Annotated in this window: 23 protein-coding genes; 9 read left to right on the top strand and 14 right to left on the bottom strand. The window is 53.2% G+C overall.

The window, feature by feature from the left end:
- Nucleotides 1-14 precede the first annotated feature (14 nt).
- Nucleotides 15-1,109, bottom strand: a complete 1,095-nt coding sequence (glcE, locus tag HALTITAN_RS13185; RefSeq protein ID WP_039859419.1) for a glycolate oxidase subunit GlcE — start codon at nt 1,107-1,109, stop codon at nt 15-17.
- Nucleotides 1,110-1,183: 74 nt separating this feature from the next.
- Nucleotides 1,184-2,683, bottom strand: coding sequence for a glycolate oxidase subunit GlcD (gene glcD / locus HALTITAN_RS13180; protein WP_027958133.1), 1,500 nt, complete (start codon nt 2,681-2,683; stop codon nt 1,184-1,186).
- Between the two features lie 205 nt (nt 2,684-2,888).
- Here glcD and glcC point away from each other — a divergent pair, with 205 nt between their 5' ends.
- Together glcC and HALTITAN_RS13170 are read left to right on the top strand one after the other, a co-directional pair.
- Nucleotides 2,889-3,668 carry a transcriptional regulator GlcC gene (glcC, locus tag HALTITAN_RS13175; RefSeq protein WP_039859416.1) on the top strand — a complete coding sequence of 260 codons (780 nt, stop codon included), beginning with the start codon at nt 2,889-2,891 and terminating at the stop codon, nt 3,666-3,668.
- A gap of 40 nt (nt 3,669-3,708) precedes the next feature.
- The gene (locus tag HALTITAN_RS13170; protein ID WP_027958122.1) at nt 3,709-4,233 is read left to right on the top strand and encodes a gamma carbonic anhydrase family protein; all 525 of its coding nucleotides are present in this window, start codon (nt 3,709-3,711) and stop codon (nt 4,231-4,233) included.
- Between the two features lie 105 nt (nt 4,234-4,338).
- Here HALTITAN_RS13170 and HALTITAN_RS13165 read toward each other — a convergent pair whose 3' ends face one another.
- On the bottom strand, nt 4,339-6,030 hold the full coding sequence (locus HALTITAN_RS13165; protein ID WP_009287404.1) for an L-lactate permease: 1,692 nt from the start codon (nt 6,028-6,030) through the stop codon (nt 4,339-4,341).
- 379 nt (nt 6,031-6,409) lie between these two features.
- Between HALTITAN_RS13165 and HALTITAN_RS13160 the strand changes: the two genes are divergently transcribed.
- The 3 genes from HALTITAN_RS13160 (at nt 6,410) to HALTITAN_RS13150 (ending at nt 8,442) form a co-directional block, all read left to right on the top strand.
- Nucleotides 6,410-7,102, top strand: coding sequence for a glutathione S-transferase family protein (locus HALTITAN_RS13160; RefSeq protein WP_039859469.1), 693 nt, complete (start codon nt 6,410-6,412; stop codon nt 7,100-7,102).
- A gap of 113 nt (nt 7,103-7,215) precedes the next feature.
- Complete coding sequence (locus tag HALTITAN_RS13155) at nt 7,216-7,905, top strand: glutathione binding-like protein (protein WP_027958120.1); 690 nt, start codon at nt 7,216-7,218, stop codon at nt 7,903-7,905.
- A 180-nt stretch (nt 7,906-8,085) separates the two neighbouring features.
- Entirely contained in the window at nt 8,086-8,442 is a 357-nt protein-coding gene (locus HALTITAN_RS13150; RefSeq protein WP_027958119.1) for a phasin family protein, read from the top strand.
- A gap of 78 nt (nt 8,443-8,520) precedes the next feature.
- On the opposite strand, the gene HALTITAN_RS13145 is transcribed toward HALTITAN_RS13150, so the two are convergent.
- Together HALTITAN_RS13145 and uraD are read right to left on the bottom strand one after the other, a co-directional pair.
- The gene (locus HALTITAN_RS13145) at nt 8,521-9,888 is read right to left on the bottom strand and encodes a uracil-xanthine permease family protein (protein WP_009287403.1); all 1,368 of its coding nucleotides are present in this window, start codon (nt 9,886-9,888) and stop codon (nt 8,521-8,523) included.
- A gap of 119 nt (nt 9,889-10,007) precedes the next feature.
- Complete coding sequence (gene uraD / locus HALTITAN_RS13140; protein ID WP_009287402.1) at nt 10,008-10,544, bottom strand: 2-oxo-4-hydroxy-4-carboxy-5-ureidoimidazoline decarboxylase; 537 nt, start codon at nt 10,542-10,544, stop codon at nt 10,008-10,010.
- 163 nt (nt 10,545-10,707) lie between these two features.
- Between uraD and uraH the strand changes: the two genes are divergently transcribed.
- From uraH to HALTITAN_RS26370, 4 genes are all read left to right on the top strand, one after another.
- On the top strand, nt 10,708-11,061 hold the full coding sequence (uraH, locus tag HALTITAN_RS13135) for a hydroxyisourate hydrolase (RefSeq protein WP_027958116.1): 354 nt from the start codon (nt 10,708-10,710) through the stop codon (nt 11,059-11,061).
- A gap of 15 nt (nt 11,062-11,076) precedes the next feature.
- Nucleotides 11,077-12,279 (top strand): urate hydroxylase PuuD, encoded by a 1,203-nt coding sequence (locus HALTITAN_RS13130; protein WP_009287401.1) that lies wholly within the window; start codon nt 11,077-11,079, stop codon nt 12,277-12,279.
- Between the two features lie 165 nt (nt 12,280-12,444).
- Entirely contained in the window at nt 12,445-13,179 is a 735-nt protein-coding gene (locus HALTITAN_RS13125; RefSeq protein ID WP_039859415.1) for a GntR family transcriptional regulator, read from the top strand.
- Nucleotides 13,176-13,376 (top strand): CopG family antitoxin, encoded by a 201-nt coding sequence (locus tag HALTITAN_RS26370; RefSeq protein ID WP_425543012.1) that lies wholly within the window; start codon nt 13,176-13,178, stop codon nt 13,374-13,376. Before HALTITAN_RS13125 ends, HALTITAN_RS26370 begins: the two co-directional genes overlap by 4 nt.
- 92 nt (nt 13,377-13,468) lie before the next feature.
- Here HALTITAN_RS26370 and HALTITAN_RS13115 read toward each other — a convergent pair whose 3' ends face one another.
- From HALTITAN_RS13115 to HALTITAN_RS13075, 9 genes are all read right to left on the bottom strand, one after another.
- The gene (locus HALTITAN_RS13115; RefSeq protein WP_152419267.1) at nt 13,469-13,879 is read right to left on the bottom strand and encodes a hypothetical protein; all 411 of its coding nucleotides are present in this window, start codon (nt 13,877-13,879) and stop codon (nt 13,469-13,471) included.
- A gap of 69 nt (nt 13,880-13,948) precedes the next feature.
- A complete protein-coding gene (locus tag HALTITAN_RS13110; RefSeq protein ID WP_322535430.1) occupies nt 13,949-14,332 on the bottom strand; it encodes a GNAT family N-acetyltransferase in 384 nt (127 codons plus the stop codon).
- A gap of 117 nt (nt 14,333-14,449) precedes the next feature.
- The gene (locus tag HALTITAN_RS13105; RefSeq protein ID WP_009287400.1) at nt 14,450-15,463 is read right to left on the bottom strand and encodes a zinc-binding dehydrogenase; all 1,014 of its coding nucleotides are present in this window, start codon (nt 15,461-15,463) and stop codon (nt 14,450-14,452) included.
- Between the two features lie 119 nt (nt 15,464-15,582).
- The gene (locus tag HALTITAN_RS13100; RefSeq protein ID WP_051052030.1) at nt 15,583-16,002 is read right to left on the bottom strand and encodes a hypothetical protein; all 420 of its coding nucleotides are present in this window, start codon (nt 16,000-16,002) and stop codon (nt 15,583-15,585) included.
- Between the two features lie 94 nt (nt 16,003-16,096).
- Nucleotides 16,097-16,549 (bottom strand): DUF6194 family protein, encoded by a 453-nt coding sequence (locus HALTITAN_RS13095; RefSeq protein ID WP_039859413.1) that lies wholly within the window; start codon nt 16,547-16,549, stop codon nt 16,097-16,099.
- Nucleotides 16,550-16,665: 116 nt separating this feature from the next.
- Nucleotides 16,666-17,010 (bottom strand): hypothetical protein, encoded by a 345-nt coding sequence (locus HALTITAN_RS13090; RefSeq protein ID WP_039859412.1) that lies wholly within the window; start codon nt 17,008-17,010, stop codon nt 16,666-16,668.
- 423 nt (nt 17,011-17,433) lie between these two features.
- Nucleotides 17,434-18,912 (bottom strand): NCS1 family nucleobase:cation symporter-1, encoded by a 1,479-nt coding sequence (locus HALTITAN_RS13085; RefSeq protein WP_009287398.1) that lies wholly within the window; start codon nt 18,910-18,912, stop codon nt 17,434-17,436.
- Between the two features lie 29 nt (nt 18,913-18,941).
- Complete coding sequence (locus HALTITAN_RS13080) at nt 18,942-20,300, bottom strand: NCS1 family transporter (RefSeq protein WP_009287397.1); 1,359 nt, start codon at nt 20,298-20,300, stop codon at nt 18,942-18,944.
- A 154-nt stretch (nt 20,301-20,454) separates the two neighbouring features.
- On the bottom strand, nt 20,455-21,210 hold the full coding sequence (locus HALTITAN_RS13075) for an aspartate/glutamate racemase family protein (RefSeq protein ID WP_039859410.1): 756 nt from the start codon (nt 21,208-21,210) through the stop codon (nt 20,455-20,457).
- Between the last annotated feature and the right edge of the window lie 8 nt (nt 21,211-21,218).

Genomic DNA, 21,218 nt, shown 5'->3' with positions numbered 1-21,218 from the left:
GTCAGCTCTCCTGATTAAAACGCCGCATAAAGACGACCGGGGTTAAAAATGCCATGGGCATCCAGCTCCGCCTTTAGATTGCGATGATATTTCTCCACCACTGCATTGAGCGGTGTGAACGGGTCTACTGCGCCGCCCTGGAGCTGAGGTGTGTAGCAAGTGGCGTGGCCGCCTACTGCGCGACAGGCATCGCGCAGGGTGCTGGCATCCAGGGTGGTTTTCAGCCAGCGCTGGCTGCCCGCCCAGTCGTAAAAAATGTCGGCCTCGGGAATATCCAGCGCCAGCGGCGCGGTGTTGGGCGGTAGTGACAGCCGCCACAGCGATTGGTCAGCGCTACAGGTGAAAAATGCGTGAGTATGGTCGCGCAACTCTTGCCAGAAGCCAGCATCAAGTGGCTCGCCACCTAGACTTGCCTGGGTTGCGGCCACAGAGCTTTTGCCGCCTTCCAAGCGCAAAAACAGCTCGCCGTGATGCCAAGCGGCGGCGGTAATCGGTAGCGGTTTTCGGCCCAGTTCGGCGAGTTTTTTAAGCGCTTCATCCAGCCCAATGGTTAAGCGCAGGCTGTGAGTCGCGGTGGGAATAGGCAGCACTTTAAAGGAGATGTCGGTCAATACGCCGAGCGTGCCCTGAGCGCCTGCCATCAGGCGCGACAGGTCGTAACCGGCGACATTTTTCATCACTTCGCCGCCAAAGCGGAGGAGTTTACCCTCTTGGGTGATTATTCGCGTGCCCAGCACAAAGTCACGGACTGCGCCTGCCCAGGGACGGCGTGGGCCAGAGAGGCCGGTGGCCACGGCACCACCAATGGTAGACGCTTCACCAAACATGGGCGGCTCAAAGCCCAGCATTTGGTGTTTCTCTGCCAGTACTTCCTGCAGGTCGCTAAGCCGAGTGCCAGCGCGCACGGTCACTACCAGTTCCACTGGGTCATAGCTCACAATGCCACTATGTTCGGCCATCTGCAGTGCTTGGCCTTCCACCGGTCGGCCATAAAAGGCGCGGGTATCTCCGCCTACAATGCGAAGCGGTGTGCGTGCGTCATAGGCGCTGCGTACCTGTTCACACAGGGCATCAGCGATATCGCGGTCAGCAATCGCTCGTTCGGTCATGGTCTTTCCCACTATTGGTCTTTTCCATTATTCGTTTTGGCTAATTATTGTCTTAGCTTCGGCTTGTCTCGCTGCTAGAAGCGCGGTAGCTCCGGATGCGGTAGTTCGTTGTTATGCACATGCATAGCACCAAACTCGGCGCAGCGGGCCAGCGTCGGAATATTCTTTCCGGGGTTAAGCAGTCGCTGTGGATCAAAGGCAGCCTTCAAGGCATGAAAAACGCTGATTTCATCCGCCTGGAATTGGCTGCACATTTGATTGATCTTTTCGCGCCCAACGCCATGTTCGCCGGTGATCGAACCGCCCGCGGCCACGCATAGCTCAAGAATCTTGCCGCCCACCTCTTCGGCAAGCGCCAACTGGCCTTCTTTATTGGCATCAAACAGGATCAGCGGGTGCATATTGCCATCGCCGGCGTGGAACACGTTGGCCACCGCCAGGCCACTCTCTTCTGAAAGTGCGGCAATGCCTTTCAGCACGCGGGGGAGCTCTCGGCGGGGGATGGTGCCATCCATGCAGTAGTAATCCGGTGACATACGGCCCACTGCAGGGAAGGCATTCTTACGCCCAGCCCAGAACTTGGCGCGCTCGGCTTCATCCCGGGCCTGTTGGATATTGGTGGCCCCGGCGGCTTCCAGTACGCGGCGAACGGTGTCGCAGTCGTCGTCCACGTCGGCTTCAACGCCATCCAGTTCGCAGAGTAGAATCGCCTCGGCATCGAGGGGGTAGCCAGCTTTGACAAAATCCTCGGCGGCTTTGATGGCGAGTTTGTCCATCATCTCCAGGCCACCAGGAATAATGCCTGCGGCAATGATATCACCGACGGCGCGACCGGCTTTCTCGACATCGTCGAAGCTTGCCATCAGTACTTTGGCGGTTTCCGGCTTGGGCAGTAGCTTGACGGTAATTTCGGTGACCACGCCGAGCATGCCCTCAGAGCCGTTCATCAATGCCAGTAGGTCAAAGCCTGGCGCATCAAAAGACTCAGCGCCCAGCGTCATGTGCTCGCCCTCGATCGTGAGCACATCGACGCGCATCACGTTATGCACCGTTAGGCCATATTTTAAGCAGTGTACGCCGCCGGCGTTTTCGGCCACGTTACCACCGATAGAGCAGGCAATTTGTGAGGAGGGATCCGGCGCGTAGTAAAGGCCATAAGGCGCAGCGGCTTCGGAAATCGCCAGATTGCGCACGCCGGGTTGAACCCGCGCCAAGCGGGCTTCAGGGTCGACTTTGAGAATTTGGTTAAAACGCGACATCACTAAAAGTACGCCCTGTTCCAGCGGCAGCGCACCGCCGGAAAGTCCAGTACCCGCGCCACGAGTGACCACAGGCACGCCAAGCGCATGGCAGCGCTTGAGCAGCTCTTTCACCTGATCAAAGGTTTCCGGCAGCGCCACCAGCATCGGCAGCACGCGATAGGCCGCCAGCCCATCGCACTCAAAGGGGCGCAGGTCTTCTTCGCGATGCAGCAGCGTCATATCAGGAACGGCTTGCTGCAGGTCGGTTAAGACTTCGCTTTTATCGCGCCGAACCAGTGCACCGTCCAGGCGCTCATCAAAGAGGATATTCATTAAGACATCCCATGCTTATTATCGTTAAAGGTAAATGCTAAAACGGTCTGTAGATAACATGGCCTCAATTTGGGCTTTTTTTACCCGCCTGTCTAGGCTGTGGTGCATTGGTCTGACCAGTAATTAGTCGACTGTGTTGTCTTCTTTGTTTAGTACTGGGTTAAGTACTGGCAAGCTGGACATAAAGCCCATCAGGAGAGCTAACATGCCAGAGGAGAATCAAGCCTTGTCACCCGGGCTGCGAATGCCGGATCAGGTGGCTACCCGGCTTGAGCGTTTAATTCTTGATGGAGTTTTTCGGCCCGGCCAACTGCTTCCTTCTGAGCGGCGGCTGTGTGATCGGCTGGGCGTCTCCCGTGCTTCGCTGCGTGAGGGGTTGAGAATTCTGCGCAGTAAAGGAATTATCGATACCCGCCAGGGCCACGGCTCGACGGTCGCGACGCTGTTGCCGGTGGGTAACCAAAGCCCATTGATGCATCTGTTTAAAGATCACCCGCGCACGCTGTTTGATCTGTTAGAAGTGCGCGCCCTGCTGGAAGGGGAGTCGGCGCGGTTAGCCGCGAGCCGCGGCACATCCGCCGATCGGGTGCTGATCACTCGACGCTATCGCGAAATGGCCGACTACGCGGAAAGTGCAGAAAGCATTGATGTCGAGCGTCTAGCGCGACTTGATCACGCCTTTCACCTGGCGGTCTCCCAGGCGTCCCACAACCCGGTGTTGTTGCATACACTGCAGAGCCTGACCGATTTACTGCTCAGCTCGGTGTTTGCCTCGGTCAAGCACCTTTATCACTTGCCTGCCCCCAGGACGATGATCAATCAGCAGCATGCGCAGTTGCATGAGGCCGTAGTCAACGGCGAGGCGGAGCAGGCAGAACAGGTGGCGCTAGAGCACCTCTCCAGCATCAGCCAATTGCTACGCGATTTAGAAGAGGAGCACGAACGGCTAGAGCGCTCCTCCATGCGACTTGAAGATTGGCAGTAGTTCAATCATTAATACACCAACAACAACCCAGGAGATCAATGTGGCCATTTATCAATACGGTGAGTATCGCCCAGAGATTCACGACGAGGTCTACATCGCGGAAACGGCGGATGTTATCGGCCAAGTGACCTTAAAGGCACATTCAAGCGTCTGGTATCAGGCCGTGTTGCGCGGCGACAGTGACCATCTGGAGATAGGCGAAGAGAGCAATGTTCAGGATGGTGCGGTTCTCCATGCTGACCCAGGCTTTCCGCTTAAAGTAGGAAAAGGGGTGACGGTCGGGCATCAGGCTATGCTGCATGGCTGCACCGTAGGCGATGGCTGCTTAATCGGTATACAGGCGGTAGTACTCAATGGCGCGGTGATTGGTGAGAATAGCCTGGTGGGTGCCGGTGCCTTTATTAAGGAGGGCGCGGTGTTTCCGCCTAACTCGTTAATCGTTGGCTCGCCTGCCAGGGTGGTGCGGGAGCTTTCTGATGAGGCCGTTGCGGGTATGAAAAAGAATGCCCAGGGCTATGTCGAGCGCGGTAAACGCCACAGCCATGAGCTAAAGCGAATAGACTGACGCTAGCTGGCTAGATTGATCTCACCAAAACGACAAAACCCCCAGGTTTAGGCCTGGGGGTTTGTGTTTCTAGCGTAGCGTATACGAGCGCTAGCTCACACTACATCACATCAACGGATCTGTGACGCCAATAACGTAGAACGCAATCAGTGCGATGGTACCGGCAAAGATGAGGTAGTAGATGGTGGGCAGAATCGTCTTACGCAGCGTGGCGCCTTCACGGCCTAACAGCCCGACCGTTGCTGACGCCGCGACCACGTTATGGATGGCAATCATATTACCTGCCGCCGCACCCACGGCCTGCAGCGCTACCATCATGGCCGTAGAGAGGCCCAGGGTTTCAGCAACACTAAACTGGAACTCCGCCAGCATTAGATTGGATACCGTGTTGGAACCTGCAATAAAGGCGCCCAGCGCCCCTACCGCTGGGGCAAAGAAGGGGTAAATGCCGCCTACGCTACTGGCCACCGCCTGGGCCATCATCACCGGCATTGAGACAAGATCCGCGCCATTAACGCCGGAGTTGATCAAGATGCGCACCATCGGCACGGTAAAGATCAAAACGAAACCCGCCCCAAAAATCGTTTTGGTAGATTCAGACACCGCAGCGCTAATCTTTTGCGGATTCATGCGGTGCAGGAAATAGGTCACAATGACCACGGCAATTATAATACCGCCGGGCAAGTAGAGCGGCTGAACCCCACCGCTGATGCCCGCTTCACCAAGAATATTGTTCCAACTGAGGTTAATAGAGGTAAGTGCTGTTTTGAGGGGCTCAATAATGCGAGAGGCCACCAAAAACAGTGCGAGCAGCACATAGGGTACCCAGCCTTTAAAGGTGGACATCGGCGCTCTGCCGACAACGTCGTCAAGCTTGATCTGCAGGTTGCCGATCCACTCGTCTGGCCAAGAAGAGGACTCGGGGAAATCCCAGGTATCTTTAGGCATCAGAAAGCCGCGTTTGGCAGCGGGTACGACAATCGCCAAGCCCACCATCGCGCCGATCATTGACGGGAATTCAGGGCCCAACAGCACGCCCACCAGCATGTAAGGCACTACGAAGCAGATACCGGTAAAGATGGCGAAGGGGGTAATCGACAGTCCCTCTTTCCAGGAACGGTTGGCACCGAAGAAACGCACCATCACGGTAACGAGAATCAGCGGCATTAAAATGCCCACGATGCCGTGAGTAATCGCCACTTCGCTGGTGACTAGTTGGAAGAAGACATCCCAGCTTGAGCCTACCGAGTCGAGTTCGGCGCTAATGCCAGCACGATCCAGGCCACTACCAACCCCGACCACAATAGGCGTGCCCACCGCGCCAAACGAGACAGGCGTTGATTGAATCATCATACCCACGACCACAGCAGCAAGCGCCGGGAAGCCAAGAGCGACCATTAGCGGTGCAGCTACCGCGGCGGGCGTACCGAAGCCTGAGGCCCCTTCGATAAAACAGCCGAACAGCCAGGCAACAATCAACGCCTGTACACGGCGGTCAGGGCTAATGCCTGAAAAACCATTACGGATAGCCGTAATACCGCCGGAGTGCTTAAGCGTATTAAGCAGCAGTATGGCGCCAAAGATGATCCATAGGAGGCCCGCAGTTTGAATCAGGCCTTGGATGGTCGACGCCGCCACGCGGCTAAAGGACATATCCCAAGCGGTTAAGCCAATAATGGCCGCGGTCAGGAAAACAATCGGCATCGCTATCTTGGCAGGTATTTTAAACCCTATGAGCAAAATACCGGCCAGCAACAGCGGCAGGAAGGCCAGAAGTGCAAGTATCGTTTCATTCATGGAAGGAACTGCCCCTTGTTATTGATTTGGTATGCTCCGCAATAACCGTCTGGCAGTCGTACCGCCAGTCGGGTGTAGGTGAAAGATACGATTAGGCTAATCATATGACTACATTGGAAAATTGGTCTTACCACTTAAGTGCTTGTTTGATAGCTGGTTTTGCACGGCTTTTATTTTCTTATATATATGTTTTTAAATGGTTTTTTTGGTAGTCGGGGGTAAGTCTAAAGGCGCTGAGTCATTAGACTAATAGACAGTACAGTTGCCAGCGAAAGGATGAGTACAGAACTCGCTAGTTGCGTCGTAGTTGTCTTACGCTCATTGTTATCGGCTGAAATGCTGTGTACTCACTATGATCAACCACACGGAGGTTATGGCAGTGGCAATGACTCTTTATGATCTGTGCGGCCGGGACGAACGGCTCCGCTTCTCACCTTACTGCTGGCGCGTACGTATGGCCCTCGCCCACAAAGGGCTGGAATTCACCTCCGTAGCGTGGCGATTCCTCGATAAGAAAGCGCTGGCGTTTGCCGACTACGACAAAGTGCCGGTGCTCTGCGATGGTGATCAGGTCGTTACCGACAGTTTCGAGATTATGCGCTACCTGGATAAGGCGTATCCCGAGGCACCCGTGTTGGGTGAGGGCGTCAGCTATCAGCGGGTATTACTGTTCAAATACTTTGTTGAGCGCAGCATAAACCCTGCGCTATTCCGCATTATCGCCATGGATTTATTTGCAGCCGTCCACCCAGACGACCGTAGCTATTTCCGCGAAACACGCGAAGCGCGGTTTGGTTGCACGCTGGAAGAGTTCCATCAGCCCGAGCAGGGTAAGCAGCAGCTCAAGCAGGCGCTGGCACCGGTACGTGACCTGCTGCGGGAGAGCGCCTTTTTAGACGGCGACGCACCCAGCGGCTCAGATTACCTGCTGTTTGGCAGCATGATGTGGGCTCACGTTGTATCGACACAGGCGGTAGTAGAGCCTGGCGACCCGGTGGATGAGTGGTTCAAGCGTATGCTCAACGTGCACAATGGGGCTGCCAGTAATGCTCTGACCGTACGCGATATATAACGCCAACGGCGCGATATGGCTAACAGGGCGGTACGCTAAAGTACCGCTCGATAAATTTTGAAAGCTTGGTGGCTCATTGCGAGTGAATCAAGGTTTTCATCAAGGAGATGGCAATGATTGACCTGTATTATTGGACAACACCTAACGGCCATAAAATCTCCATCATGCTCGAAGAAGCCAATCTGGCGTACCGAGTGAAGCCGATTAACATTGGCCGAGGCGAGCAGTTTGATCCTGAATTTCTCACTATCGCCCCCAATAACCGAATTCCTGCCATTGTCGATCACTCCCCACAGGATGGCGGCCAGCCGCTATCGATGTTTGAGTCGGGCGCTATCCTCGAGTACCTGGCCGATAAGAGTGGCCTCTTCTTACCCTCTGCAGGCCGCGAGCGCTATATCGTATTGCAGTGGTTGCACTGGCAAATGGGCGGGCTAGGGCCCATGGCAGGCCAAAACCATCACTTTTGCCACTATGCGCCGCAAAAGATCGATTACGCCATTGAGCGCTACGTGCGCGAAACCAATCGGCTTTATAGCGTGCTAGACCAACGCCTGGCGCATCACACTTATGTCGGTGGCGATGACTACTCGATTGCTGACATGGCGATCTATCCCTGGATTGTTCCCTGGGAAAAACAGCGTCAAACCCTGGACGAGTTTCCCGACTTGGAGCGCTGGTTTGACATGATCAAAGCACGCCCGGCCGTACGTCGAGCTTATGCATTGGTCGAAGACGTCAATCCCCAAGCCGGCGTGGAAATGGATGAGCAGGCGCGTAAGCACTTGTTCGGTAACCGCTAGTAGCAGGCTGCTGTCAGCCGTTCTAACTATTTGTGAGTGAGCAGGCGCAGCATGAGGAAAAATCATGTTGCGCTGCACAAAAAGCACTGCTAGCTTTAAGGACAGCAGAGGCAAAAGCCTGGCTAAGAACCGCCTAATCAAGGCGTGTTTATGTGCTAGCTCACTCTTGGAGGTACTATTATGAACAAAGCGACTGAGAAAACCACGCAGCAGTTTGAGTCCGTTTTTGTTTCACCGATGCGTTCTTACACGCTGACAGCGCTCGATTACTATGATCAGCTGGTGAGTGCACAGTTAGATGCAGCCCGTGCCTACTCGGACATGGCGATTGCGCAAGCGCGCACTTGGCTTGATGTCAAAGACCCCGACAGCTTCAAAAAAGCCATGGAAACCCAGCAAAAAACGGCTGGCGAATTTATGGAACGAGTGAAGGGCGACACGGAAAAAGTAACTTCCATCGGCCAAAGCTTCGCTCAAGACAGCCAAAAAATGGCAGAAGAGACCACTAAGAAAGCGGTAGAGACCGCCAAGCAGTAATTTAACTGTACCACCGCTTTAAAACGCCGCGCCCCGAGGGTGCGGCGTTTTTATTTGCACCCGCTCATCAGCGCATGTTTAACGGTTTTGATACTCCGCTTCGGCCTTGGCCAGTTTGGCACGCCTGTCAGGTTTGCCCGGTAAAATGGCGTCTAGTAATAAAGCGGCGAGGGCGGCAGGCACTAAGCCCGACTTAAGCAGCAGCCCTAGCTGCCCCGGCATGGTTTCTGAAATCGCCTCGACGGCTGGTAGACCGATACCCAGGCTTAGCGAGACGGCAATTATCAGCATGTTGCGCTGATCCAGTTCGCACTCTTTGATAATTTTAAGACCCGCCGATGCAATCATGCCGAACATGACGACGCCCGCACCGCCAAGAACCGCAGGCGGCATGGCGGCCACCAGTCCTCCCAGCTTGGGAAATAGCCCCATGGCAATTAATAGCAACCCACCGATGGTAACCACATGGCGACTCACCACGCCGGTGAGGGTAATCAAACCAACATTTTGAGCGTAAGCGGTGTTGGGTAGAGTATTGAAAACCGCTGCCAATGAAGTGGCCACACCATCGGCCATCACGCCGCCGGAAAGCTCGCGATCCTTCGCCGGGCGGCCTGCCCCTGTGGTCGTAATCGCAGAGATATTGCCGATCGTTTCTAACCCAACCACGAACATAATCAGCGTCATGCCAATGATTGCGGTGCCCGAAAACGTCATGCCGTATTCCAGCGGCTTGGGGAGTGCAAACCAGGCAGCGTTACTCAGTGACGTAAAATCAACTATTCCAAGGGCAATGGCCACTATGTAGCCAGCCAATAAGCCAAATAGAATAGAGGATGCTTTGATAAAGCCCCGCCCATATTGATGAACGGCAATCGTCACGCTGAGTACAAAGAGCGCCAGCAACAAGTTGCTGGGTGATGCAAAGTCATCCGCCCCCACACCGCCCGCGGCGTAATTGAGGCCGACCGGCATCAATGTAATCCCGATCAATAGCACCACAATGCCGGTGACTACTGGAGAGAACCAGTGGCGAATCTTCTTTAAAAACGCACCGAGCACAATTTGCAGCAGCCCTGCTACAAAGGAAGCGCCCAGAACGGCGGGTAGGCCAAACGCTTTCGCCAGCGGCAGCGCCACCGGCAAGAAGCCAAAGCTAGTGCCCTGCACAATCGGTAGGCGTGCGCCTATCGGGCCGATGCCGATGGTTTGTACCAGCGTGGATACCCCCGCAACAAACAGTGCCACCTGAATTAAAAAGATCTGTTCCGCCGGATTAGCGCCGATCACACCAGCAATAATAATCGGCGGTGTCACGTTGCCAGCGAACATGGCCATGATGTGCTGGAGGCCTAGCGGGATCGCTTTTGATAACGGCGGCATCGCATCGGGGTTTTGATTAATGGTACGCGAAGGCCGCGTTTTGGCATCGGGCGGTGTGGACATAGAGAGCCTTTATTCGCTGTGGGTGACATTGTTTTCTTCTTGCATCCATTAGCTAATAAAAGTGTATACAAGAAACAAATGCAATAGCCCGGTCAACGAATAGTCTTCAACGCTTCGTTTTATTGCTCGGCCCGCGCCCTTAACCGAAAGCGCGCAATGCGAATAATTTGCTCAATCGCCGTTTGGCGCTCGGTAGCCGCATCGTTGTTCAGGCGCTCCTCGAAGGCTGCTAATATGGCATGTCGATCCAGTCCTTTAACGGCAATCACAAACGGAAAGCCAAACATCTCCTTGTACGCCGCATTAAGGTATTCAAAGCGCGCAAACTCCTCAGGGCTGCACTGGTCAAGCCCCGCACCTGCTTGTTCGCTGGTTGAGTCTTGGGTTAATTCACCTGCCATAGCGGCTTTGCCTGCCAGGTCAGGGTGCGCCTGAATCACCTTAATTTGCTGTTCGTTGCTCGCCTGCTGCAACATAAGCCCCATCAGCTCGGCCAGTGCGTCGGGTGTATCATGGGCTTCAGTCAGGCCGTGCTGCCAGGCAGCTTCGGCCACCCAGGGGGAGTGCTCATAAACATCCCCATAGTGATGAGTCAGCATTTCAAGGCTGCACTTGCTAGGCGCGGGTGAAAGCAGTAACGGTTGCGGTGTGGGCACTGGAACTCTCCTAAGCGGTGTAATTTTTTACAACATACGTGATTCAAAGCAAACGTGGATCTAAACGTGCAGGGTTGGAATTACTGTATACAATAAATATCAGTAACGGTACTCTTTGACCAACAGGTCAAGCAACGTCATCAATAATCAACAAGGAGCGGCTATGGGACGTTTAACCACCCACGTACTGGATACCGCCAAAGGTCAGCCCGGTCAGGGGATTACCATTGAGGTGTTTCGCCTTACCGGCAGTGAGCGCCAGCATCTGAGTACCGTGATCACCAACAGCGATGGGCGTTGCGATGCGCCCATTTTAGAGGGTGATGCGCTCACGCCAGGCGAGTACGAACTGGTGTTCCATGCCGGTGACTACCTGCGTGCCCAAGGTGTTGAAGCGGCCGAACCGCGCTTTCTAGATGTTATCCCGCTGCGCTTTGGCGTTGCGGATGCCAGCCAGCACTACCATGTGCCGCTACTTCTCTCGCCTTATGGCTACTCAACTTACCGCGGTAGCTGATAAGGGACTTCCGTTATGCAAGCGTATCTAATCGATTTTGTTAATTTGCTGCTGCGCTGGCTGCATGTGATTGCGGCCATCGCCTGGATCGGCGAGTCGATCTATTTTGTAATGCTGGATAATAGCCTGCGCACACCGAAAGCTGAGGAAGACCGCCAGAAGGGTGTGTTTGGCGAAATGTGGTCGGTGCATGGTGGTGGTTTTTACCACAACCAGAAGTACGCTACCGCACCTGCCAAGTTACCCAATGATCTGCACTGGTCATTCTGGAAAGCTTACACCACCTGGCTTTCCGGCTTTGCGCTGTTTGTGATTCTCTACATGGTCAATCCGGGCTTCTATCTGGTAAACCCCAATAGTCCCTGGGAGTGGGCAGCCAACATGACCGGCTGGCAGGCCAATGTGCTGGCGCTGGCATTTTTGCTGGGCGGCTGGGTCATTTATAACGAGCTGTGTAAGCGCATTAGCCCCAATATGGATCGCGACGGCCTGCTCAGTGTCGCTGTTGCCGTAATGATGGTGGTCGTTGCCTACCTCAGCACGCAGATGTTCACCGGTCGCGCTGCCTTTCTGCTCACTGGTGCGGTGATGGCGACGGCAATGTCAGCCAACGTCTTCTTCTGGATCATTCCCGGCCAGCGCCGCATGGTAAAAGCCATGAAGGCAGGCGATGCGCCTAATCCTTTGGATGGCAAACGCGGCAAGCAGCGCTCGGTGCATAATACCTACTTCACGCTACCGGTCGTGTTGTTGATGGTGAGTAATCACTACTCCTTTATCTACTCCCACGAGCTTGCCTGGGTGGTGATGGTGCTGTTTATCTTTGCCGGTGCTTTAATCCGTCAATTCTTTGTGTTGATGCATGCAGGCAAAACCCAGCCAGCGTATCCCGCCGTTGGGGTAGGGCTTATTCTGTTAGCATTTTGGGTGGCCGCACCCAGTTCATCGTCGCCTAGTGGTAATGACGGCGCGCAAGGGCCGGGTCAGGAACAAATCACCGGCTTGATTGAGCAGCACTGTGTTCAGTGTCATGCTCGCAACCCTGAGCATGCTGGTTTTTCAGCACCGCCCGCTGGGATTGCTTTCGATAGCTGGGATGAAATCCTCGGGCAAAAGGCACAAATTCAGCAGGTCGTGTCCAGCCGCTATATGCCGTTAGGCAATATGACCAACATGAGCGATGAAGAGCGCGATATGATTGCCGCTTGGGAGGAATGATCAGGCTTTGTACGAAAACTGCCTGCGCTCGACAATACTGCGTTAAAAATCGCCTCGAAATGCTCATTTACACCCCGTAAACTCCGCTTTCTCGTCGATTTTTGCCTTGTCTAGTCTTCGCTCGCCGACTTTTCGTACAAACCCTAAGGCCTTGAGAGGATAGCTATGAGTGATGCGCAGGCGCCGGAAAAACGGCGCGCTCCTGCTAAAGAAACGAAAAATAGCAAAGAGGGCGATGAGCGCCACGATGCCATCTATCGCTCCGTGAGCGATGCCATTGTCGAGCAGCGTTTAAAGCCCGGCGCACGGCTGCGCGAAGATGCGCTGGCGGAAGTCTTTGGCATTAGTCGTACCGGCATTCGTAAAATTCTGCAGCGCCTGGCGCTGGAGCAGTTAGTCACGCTAACACCACGCCGTGGCGCCAGCGTTACCCGGCCCACCGCCGATGAAGCCAAAGACGTGTTCGATGCCCGCCAGTTAATCGAGTGCGGATTAATGCCCGACGTAGCTCGGCGCATGGGCGAAAAAGAAGCGGCAGCATTGCGCGAAATGGCCCGCCAGGAGCGCCAAGCGCTGCGCAGCGGCCAGCAGAGCGTGGCGATTCGCCTATCGGCGGACTTCCATGTGCGCCTAGCGCAACTCTCAGGCAACGCCACCCTGGCAGAGTTTGTTGAACGTCTCTGCTCCCGCTCATCGCTGATACTCGCTGTCTATGGCCACCGCGGCCATCTGGGCTGTGAATCCCACGATCACGACGACCTGATCGGCTACCTGGAAGCAGGCAACGGCGAACGCGCCAAAGCCTTTATGAGCCGCCACCTAAAAGCTATTGAAGCGTCGCTCTCCATGGTCGAAGAGGAGGAGAATGTGCCGGATTTGCAGCAGATATTTGGGGTATGAGGGTGGTGGCTTCAGCTGCAGCATATTGGATGATGGCAGAACGAGAACTATGGGAAACCCACGATTCGTACGACTATTTGGACTGGAGCCAAGCAAAATCAGTTTCTTTCTCGAAACTGAAGCCCTCAACCAAGACTATCTCACTCCGCTGGCCGGAAACTCTGCTTGATCGGCTCAAAATTGAAGCGCACAAGTAATATGCCCTACCAGTCATTGATCAAGGTTTGGCTTGCGGATGATGTGAACGACCGCTGTCGAAGCTGAGGTGCTAACGCTGTGGTTGGCCTTGTTAGTTGATTTCACGAGTTTTTCTCCTGAAAACACGCTTAGCGCCAAATCCAACGAGCCATACGGTGGATGGATAAGGTAGCACTAATACCATGCCAATAATCGCTTGGAGGGGCCAGCCTATTCCCATAAGTGACCAGTAGAGCTCTATAGCTTCTTCTTTTTGCTCTGGAGTTACATTCCGCGTTCTCTCTTCATCGGACATTCCGTCAAAATCAAGTCCCATCATTTCCAGTCGCACATCTTTGTAGAAGTGAGGCCAATATGCACCAGCGATGACAAGCGTGAATATGATCGGGATTGAAATAAGGTTTAAGCGGATAAAGCTTCGGCTTTTGGCTACGCAATAGATTGGAGTTGCGATAATTAAACCCGCCATTACCAGTGATATTGCGATTCCCAGTGTTTCCATTATCCACCCAAAAGTTTATTAAATTTTTATAACGTCATATACAGCAACGGATAAAGCTTGCCCTGCCCATCAACTGGTGAGCGCCCTGTTACCGAAAAGCCAATATGTTGGTAAAAAACCAAGCGCCTGAACATTCTGTTCATTGACGTCGACCTTTGACGCTCCCTGCTCATCGATAGCATTGGCAGTTAACATGGCACCAACGCCTTTTCCGCGCGCATCTGGTGCAATGAACAACATCTCAATATTACCGTCATGAACGCCGCAGAACCCTTGTATTTCACCATGGCCATTTTTAGCACACCTTAAATCAACGGCATCAAAATACTGCTCCAGAATTAACGGCTTTAACTCCTGTAGATCATCTTCGGCCAGAAAATCATGGGTTGTTCTGACCGAGGCTTCCCAGATTTCTAGTAGCTTAAGGTGATCTGATCTTTCTACGAATCTCAATATTCATCACTAAAGCTCGATTGAAAATTTAACGCCTGAGTTGAGGGGCGTTTTTGGAGTAAAGCGCGAAGCGCGTAACGGAAAAAACGTCCCTCTCCAACGATTTGTTGGGCAACTTTACGGCTCGCAAACCAAAACAACCTTACCGGCAACGTTGCCTTGCTCCAGCATTTGATGTGCGCGCTTTACTTCCATTAACGGCACCCTTGCACCAATGACTGGATTTATTTGCCGCGCAGCAAGCATGCTAATGAGTTCAGTAAGAGTTTCCCGGTACCATGCATTATCTTTTTTTACTTCGCCAGGGGTGGCGCAGAGCGTTACCCGTTTACCGTCCGGCCAGAAATTAAGCGCAGCCATTTGAAGCACACCGATTGCCATTTGTTTCATGCCGCCGAAGCTGTCTCCGGCAAAACCATAGCTAATTACCCGGCCGCCTTTTTTTACCGCTTTATACGAACGCCGTAGGTTCAGCCCGCCAATTGGATCGAATGCCGCATCGACTCCATCTGGAACTTCGTTGCGAATGTACTCGAGAAAATCCTGATTCTTATAGTCTATTGGGATACCGCCGTATTCGCGGACGGTGGGATGCTTGGTGACAGAGGCAGTGCCGTACATTTTCAATTCTAGCAACCCGCCCAATTGCAGAAGTGCGGTACCAACACCACCGGCAGCAGCATGAATTAAAACTGTTTCACCGTTTTTGAGTTGGCCTTTTTTATGCAAAATACAGTGCGCGGTAAGATAGTTAAGAATTAGACTTACAACTTCTGCTGGATCCAATTCTTCAGGAACAGGCAATAAAAGCTCTGGAGGCACACATACATACTCCGAGTAACAACCGAATTCTGGATTGAGCGCAGCCACATACTGACCTTTTTCAACACCGACAGCGTCTGAACTAACGTAATCTACGATTCCGACGAAATCATAACCGGGTGTGAACGGAATTTTCGGTGCTAAAGGATAACCGCCGTGCTGAGCCATAATATCAGCGTAGCCGATACCTGCGGCAAGAACCTTGACTCTGACTTGCCCTGACTTTGGCTCAGGAATCGCTTCCTCGACCGTATTTAATACGTCCACGCCGCCATGGTTGGCAATGACGATACGTTTGTATTTGTTCATAGAAAGTAACCCAACTTAGAAAGTTTCAAAGGTGCCCAACGCTTTGCTAATCGGAAAATAATGGTTGGCTATAATCGCGAAGCGATGGCCAATTGTTATTTTTCCGTTTAAGCATCTTGTTATACATTTGTGTGTAAATAATGCCTAATTTCAAGCATTAGTGAATGTTTGTATACAGAGTTGGTTACATCCGATGCTTTAAACGCATCAGATATTTCCTGTTTTTCAATATCACTGTAAATACTGGCCAAAGGTTGATGCTCTACACCAAAAAGAGGAGACTCTATTTCGGGAAATTGATCAGCTGTAATATCAAAGACCATAGCGTCAATTTCTAACCAAAAATGAATAGCACCATTTTCGTCATAGCCTTTTATGTACTCTATATGAGATTCAGGGTGTTTTTCTTTTAAAGTAGCTCCAAGAAATAATGAAGCTCCTTCACATGCATTTTTTGGAAACCCTGAAAAATACGGAAGATCGATATTACCTTGGGCTAACTCAAATAACTTTCTAACTTTTTGAGAAGTGCTAATCATGTAGCCTCCGAAAATGTATAACGCCGCTCAGCACGCGCGGCTACGGAATGGAGGCGAAGCCGCAATGCAGTAGCCGTCGCCGTGACTGGCATGGTTATGACTTGATGCGTTTAGCATACTTTTTGACCACAAGATCATAGGACTCATTGAGCAAAGGTTCCAACTCTTGGATCATGGCTTTGTCGGGATTGAGAACACATACCCAAGACATCCATGCGTATACCGGGTGCGGTAACAGCGTATTTAACTCGGTGAAATTATGCCCCGTATTCACCACCCCACCTGCAGCGGGCCTGGCGGGCCTTTTCCCCAATGCTTCCTCGTAGGACGATTTACTTATGCCGAAATTGAAGCGGAACACGCCCTCACGACTGAGATTCGAACCCTTGTCATTGTCCCCATCCTTGTCCTTGAGTGTTGCAAAATAGACGCCTCGAGGAAGCCGCCGGTCAGGGTTATAGAAGAAGGACTGCTCACCCCAAGCATCGACCGCCACTACTCCCCGATATTGGTCAAGAATATACTCCGAAATTTCCTTTTTTTGCACGCTGCTCTCCTTAGTCATAACGCCCGGCTTTGGGGCGGGCTTGTAGCCGCACAGCGGCGGAAAGGCCGTCCCAGCCCCGAAGGGGCGACAACAGCCGTTTGTTATGAATTCCCGCTCTACCACTCCAGCCCTTGGCCTTGTTGAATAATTTCATTCGTCCAAGCCAACACCAAGCAAAGGCCAGAATTTTCTATACCCCATTTCCTACGCTCTTGACCCGCGTAGCCACCGTATATACTTTCTAGCTGACTCTCGTAGTACGATTCAAAGTCACCATACGCGTTACTTTCCAAGTGGATGCTCAGGTCTATATCAGCTCCAGCGCGCTCTTTAAGAAAGCGCAACACCCGCCTTCCTTCTATAGCCTGATGGATGTCATCGATTGATATGTCGGCGTACTTCCCAGAATCAATAAGGCTATTAACATGGAGAATTAACAGAGTGAGTGCTGAAACTTTCATCATAAGCTCCTTGTGACTGGTGATTCATAACAGTTTATTCATGCGCATGCGCGTTTTTCTGGGAAGCTCTGCCTTGCTAAAATACCCTAATTTGCTGATATAAAAGGGAAAATTCCATTTTTTCCTCGTGAGGCTCGCTAGAAAAATGAGCATGCGCATCATCCTTTCTCATCATCTTTACAAATTGCGCATAAACATACAAAGATATTTTTTAAATCATTGTTTTTTAAAGTTTTTATGAAGTTGTTCTCTGAAAAATGAGCATGCACCCCGCTGAGCGTGGTAGAAAAACGCGCAATTGCAGGTCGAAAAACGCTTTTCGTGTTCAAGGGAGTGAGCTTCGTGAAAAAACAAAAGCGCCATCGGCTCTGTGCCGATAGCGCTTGTTCGAGTCGCTAAGCCGTCAACTACGGCTAAACCATCTTAACTTGCCTTCTGCTCAGCATACGTGGGGGCTGTCTTAAACTGACGCATCAACCCGTAGTAGAACAGCCCACCCAGGCCTGCACCGATCAGCCAGCCGTAGCCACCTAGGCTGGAGAGCGCGGGTACTAATACAGTGGAGAGCGAGAACAGCGCTGCGGCGCCGAAGGCGATAAGGGCGCGGGTGTTCCAGCCGTTTACGTAGTAGTAGGCGCTGTCGGGCGCTGACGAGAATAGCTCCTGCATGTTTAAGTGCTGACGCTTAATCAGGTAGTAGTCGACCACGATAATGCCGTAGAAGGGCGCGACAACGGCCCCTAGCGCATTCACAAAGCCAGGAACGCCAATCTGGCTGATGACCGAGAGCCATAGCGCGCCGACAAAGAACGCAATTACCGCGGTGATCAGTCCACCCATCTTAAAGCTGATTTTGCTGGGAAACAGATTGGCAAGGTCGTAGGCGGGAGGAATGAAGTTGGCGACCAGGTTGATGCCTACCGTGGCGGCAAAGAAGGTCAGCGCAGCGATAATCGTCAGCGGCAGTGAATCCACCCGCTCAACGATATCAGCGGGATTAGTCAGCGCCTCGCCAAATAGCACCAGGGTACCAGCGGTAATAATCAGCGCGATAAACGAGAAGAATGCCACGTTAAGCGGCAAGCCCAGCAGGTTGCCCAGCTTCATCTGGCGCTCGGTTTTCACAAAGCGGGTGAAGTCACCGAAGTTGATTACCACTGCTGCGAAATACGCCACCATGGTGCCCACAATTGCCATAAAGGCGGCGATTGAGCTGCCACTGGTTTCGCCATCGCCGCTAAAAATAGTGCCAATAGCGGGGATTAGCTCACTTCCCGCCTGATACCAGACAATGATCATCAGCACCAACATCACCACGTATACTAACGGGCCCGCCCAGTTGAGGAAGTGTTTAATGCGCTCGATGCCCTGCCAGAAAATGGCGATCTGAAACAACCACACAATCACAAACGACACCCATGCCACGCCGGAAAGCCCGAGGAAGGTGCTGCCATTGCCTGTGCCAAAAAACGCCGTAATTAGAAGGGTGACGGCGGTGGAGGCGAAGTAGGTCTGCACGCCGTACCAAAAAATTCCCACGATGGCACGCAGCATCGCGGGTAGGTTCGCGCCACGTATGCCCATGCTGGCGCGCACCATCACTGGGAAAGGGATGCCGTATTTAACGCTGGGCTTACCGGTGAGGTTGACCAAAAACATCACGATCACGCCCGCCAGAATAATCGCCGCCATCACCGCCCAGCCGTTCAGGCCGTAGGTTAAAAACAGCGAGGCCGCCAGGGTGTAACCAAACAGGCTCTGGATATCGTTAGACCAGACATTAAATATCTCAAACGCACCCCAGTTACGATCCTGAGGTTTAAGCGGCGCGAGATCCTCGTTATACAGCGTGGGATCAATGTGCTTAATATCCAGGTCACTAACGTCGTTGCTCTCTTTCATCTTATTAGCTCTTCGGTTGGCAAATGGAGTTACTGGCTAAAGCGCTGGCAGGGAGCCCAGTACTTCATAAGCAGGTAGTAGGTAACACCTGCGGGTATCAGGCTGGCGTACCACGAGATCGCCGAGAAAGAGAGCGCCGCCGCAATGCCCACCGCCGTGGCGATGAAAGCGGCTAAGTTCACGCCTTGGTAGGGGCCGGTGGCGTCATACAGCTTATTGATATCCAGCGTGCGGCGGCGAATCACATAATAATCGACCACCAGAATGGCGAAGATAGGGCCCAAAAAGGCGGAATAAGTCTGCACAAACAGCTGGAGGCCTGCCGCAGAACCCGGCTGAACCAGTTTCCAGGGGAAGGTGGCGAAGGCCAGCAAGCCAACGATCACCGTGGCGACCGAGAACTTGATCTTGAAGATGTCCATCAATACATAGGTTGGCGGTACCACGTTGTTGAGGACGTTGGTGGTGACCTGGGCGAAGGCGATGAACAGAAGGGTAGTCATCAGCAGCGGGGTGTTGTCGACGGCGTTGGCAAACACCTGGATAGGGTCGGCGGTGCCGGTGGCCTGGGAGACCATATAGCCGATCAAGCCCATAAACAGCGTGCAGGGTAGAATCGACATGGCGTAGATAGTGGTCAGCAGGCTTTGAGCCGTGCCCTTTTTGTGCTCGCGGGAGTAGTCGCTGACGTTGAGCATCATGGTGCTGTAGATGCCCAGGAAGAGCATGGTCGCGCCCCAGAACGGCATGCCCCAGGAGCCTTCCATGGTCAGCAGGCTGGCGGAAAGCTCATCGCCATAGCGCTGCACCGTGGCGTAGAACATATACACCAGCGAGGCGAGGATAAAGGCGCTGCCGATATTCTCTAACCACTTGATGCCCTGGAACCCCATTACCGAAAGACCAATTTGCAGAAACTGGAAGGTAATGAAGTAGAAGATAAGGTTGTCGAAGCCGAACAGGGTAGCCGACACCATATTGAGTGCCCCGGCGCCAATCCAGCTTTGAAAGCCGTACCACACTACCGCTGGCACTGCGCGTACCAAGCCCGGTAAGCGCGTGCCGGTAAAGCCGAACGCGCTGCGCGCCTGCACCATAAACGGAATGCCGTACTTGTAGCCCGCGGCCCCGTTAATGGCCAGGGCAATACCGATCACAAAGCAGCCGATGGCAATCGCCAGGGTGGCTTGTAACAGGTTCAGGGTGCCGACTACGCTTGAGCCCATGGCAAAGGTGCCAATGGAAACGCAGCCGCCGAACCACGCCAGAAAATAGGAGCCGCGCCCCATTATCCGGGTGTGTTGTGGGGCCAGGCTTTCTGCCCCGAGTGCTTTTGATCCAGCATCGGATCGTTCTTCTGACGCAAGAGCCGAGGTTGAAGCGCTCATGTTGTCGTCCTCGCAAGATTGTCGGTTTTTATTAATCCCCGATTAGGTATCGGGAAACGCTTGCGGCGTGGCGTGCTAATGGACGTACTTTTTAAAACTCTATTTAAGCTATTGTTATTAGATGTTGTTGAGTCACTATTATTTTTTGGAACTGTTATGACTTAAGCGGTAGCGCAAGATCAGAAAGCTCAGAAAACTTACCGGTAAAGATCTTTGGCCGTGGGTAGGCAAGATCGCCGTGTTTGCTGGTATGCAGCCCTAAACTGACCAGCGATTCCGCCAGTTTCAGCGCGGCGGTAACACCTTCTACTACCGGCAGGCCCACTTCGCGGCTGATCTCCTGGGTCAAATTCGCCATGCCGCCACAGCCTAAAACGATGGCGCCGATACCGTCCTCATCCCTGGCGCGGCAGCACTCTTCGACGATGCGGGTAAACGCCACTTCAGGATGGTGCTCAAGATCCAACACCGGAATTTCAGCGGCACGTATACGACGGCAGTGGTGGCTAAAGCCGTACTGCTGAAGCAGGTGCTCGGCGATAATGCCGGTGCGGCCCAGGGTGGTGACAATTGAAAAGCGTGTACTCACCAGTGTGGCGAGATGAAACGCTGCTTCGGCGATGCCGATTACCGGCGCACGGGTTAGCTCCCGCGCTGCGAGCAGGCCTGGGTCACCAAAACAGGCCACCACATAGGCATCGATGCCGCCTTCGCATTCGCCTTTTAGAACTTCTTCGGCCACTCCTACCGCACTGATCACTTCGTCGAAATGGCTCTCGATAGAAACCGGGCCAGCGTCCGGCTGTGAAGCGCTCACCGTGGTGCCAGTGCCCGCCTGCTGCTGCGCTGCCTGATGAATAGCAGCGGTCATGGAGGACGTTGTGTTGGGGTTAATAATGCGTATATGCACGATAGCTA

Origin of the sequence: Vreelandella titanicae BH1, assembly GCF_000336575.1 — a bacterium.
GTDB lineage: Bacteria > Pseudomonadota > Gammaproteobacteria > Pseudomonadales > Halomonadaceae > Vreelandella > Vreelandella titanicae.
The sequence above is the reverse complement of the archived record's forward strand: the minus strand, read 5'-3'. Positions and strand labels throughout refer to the sequence as shown.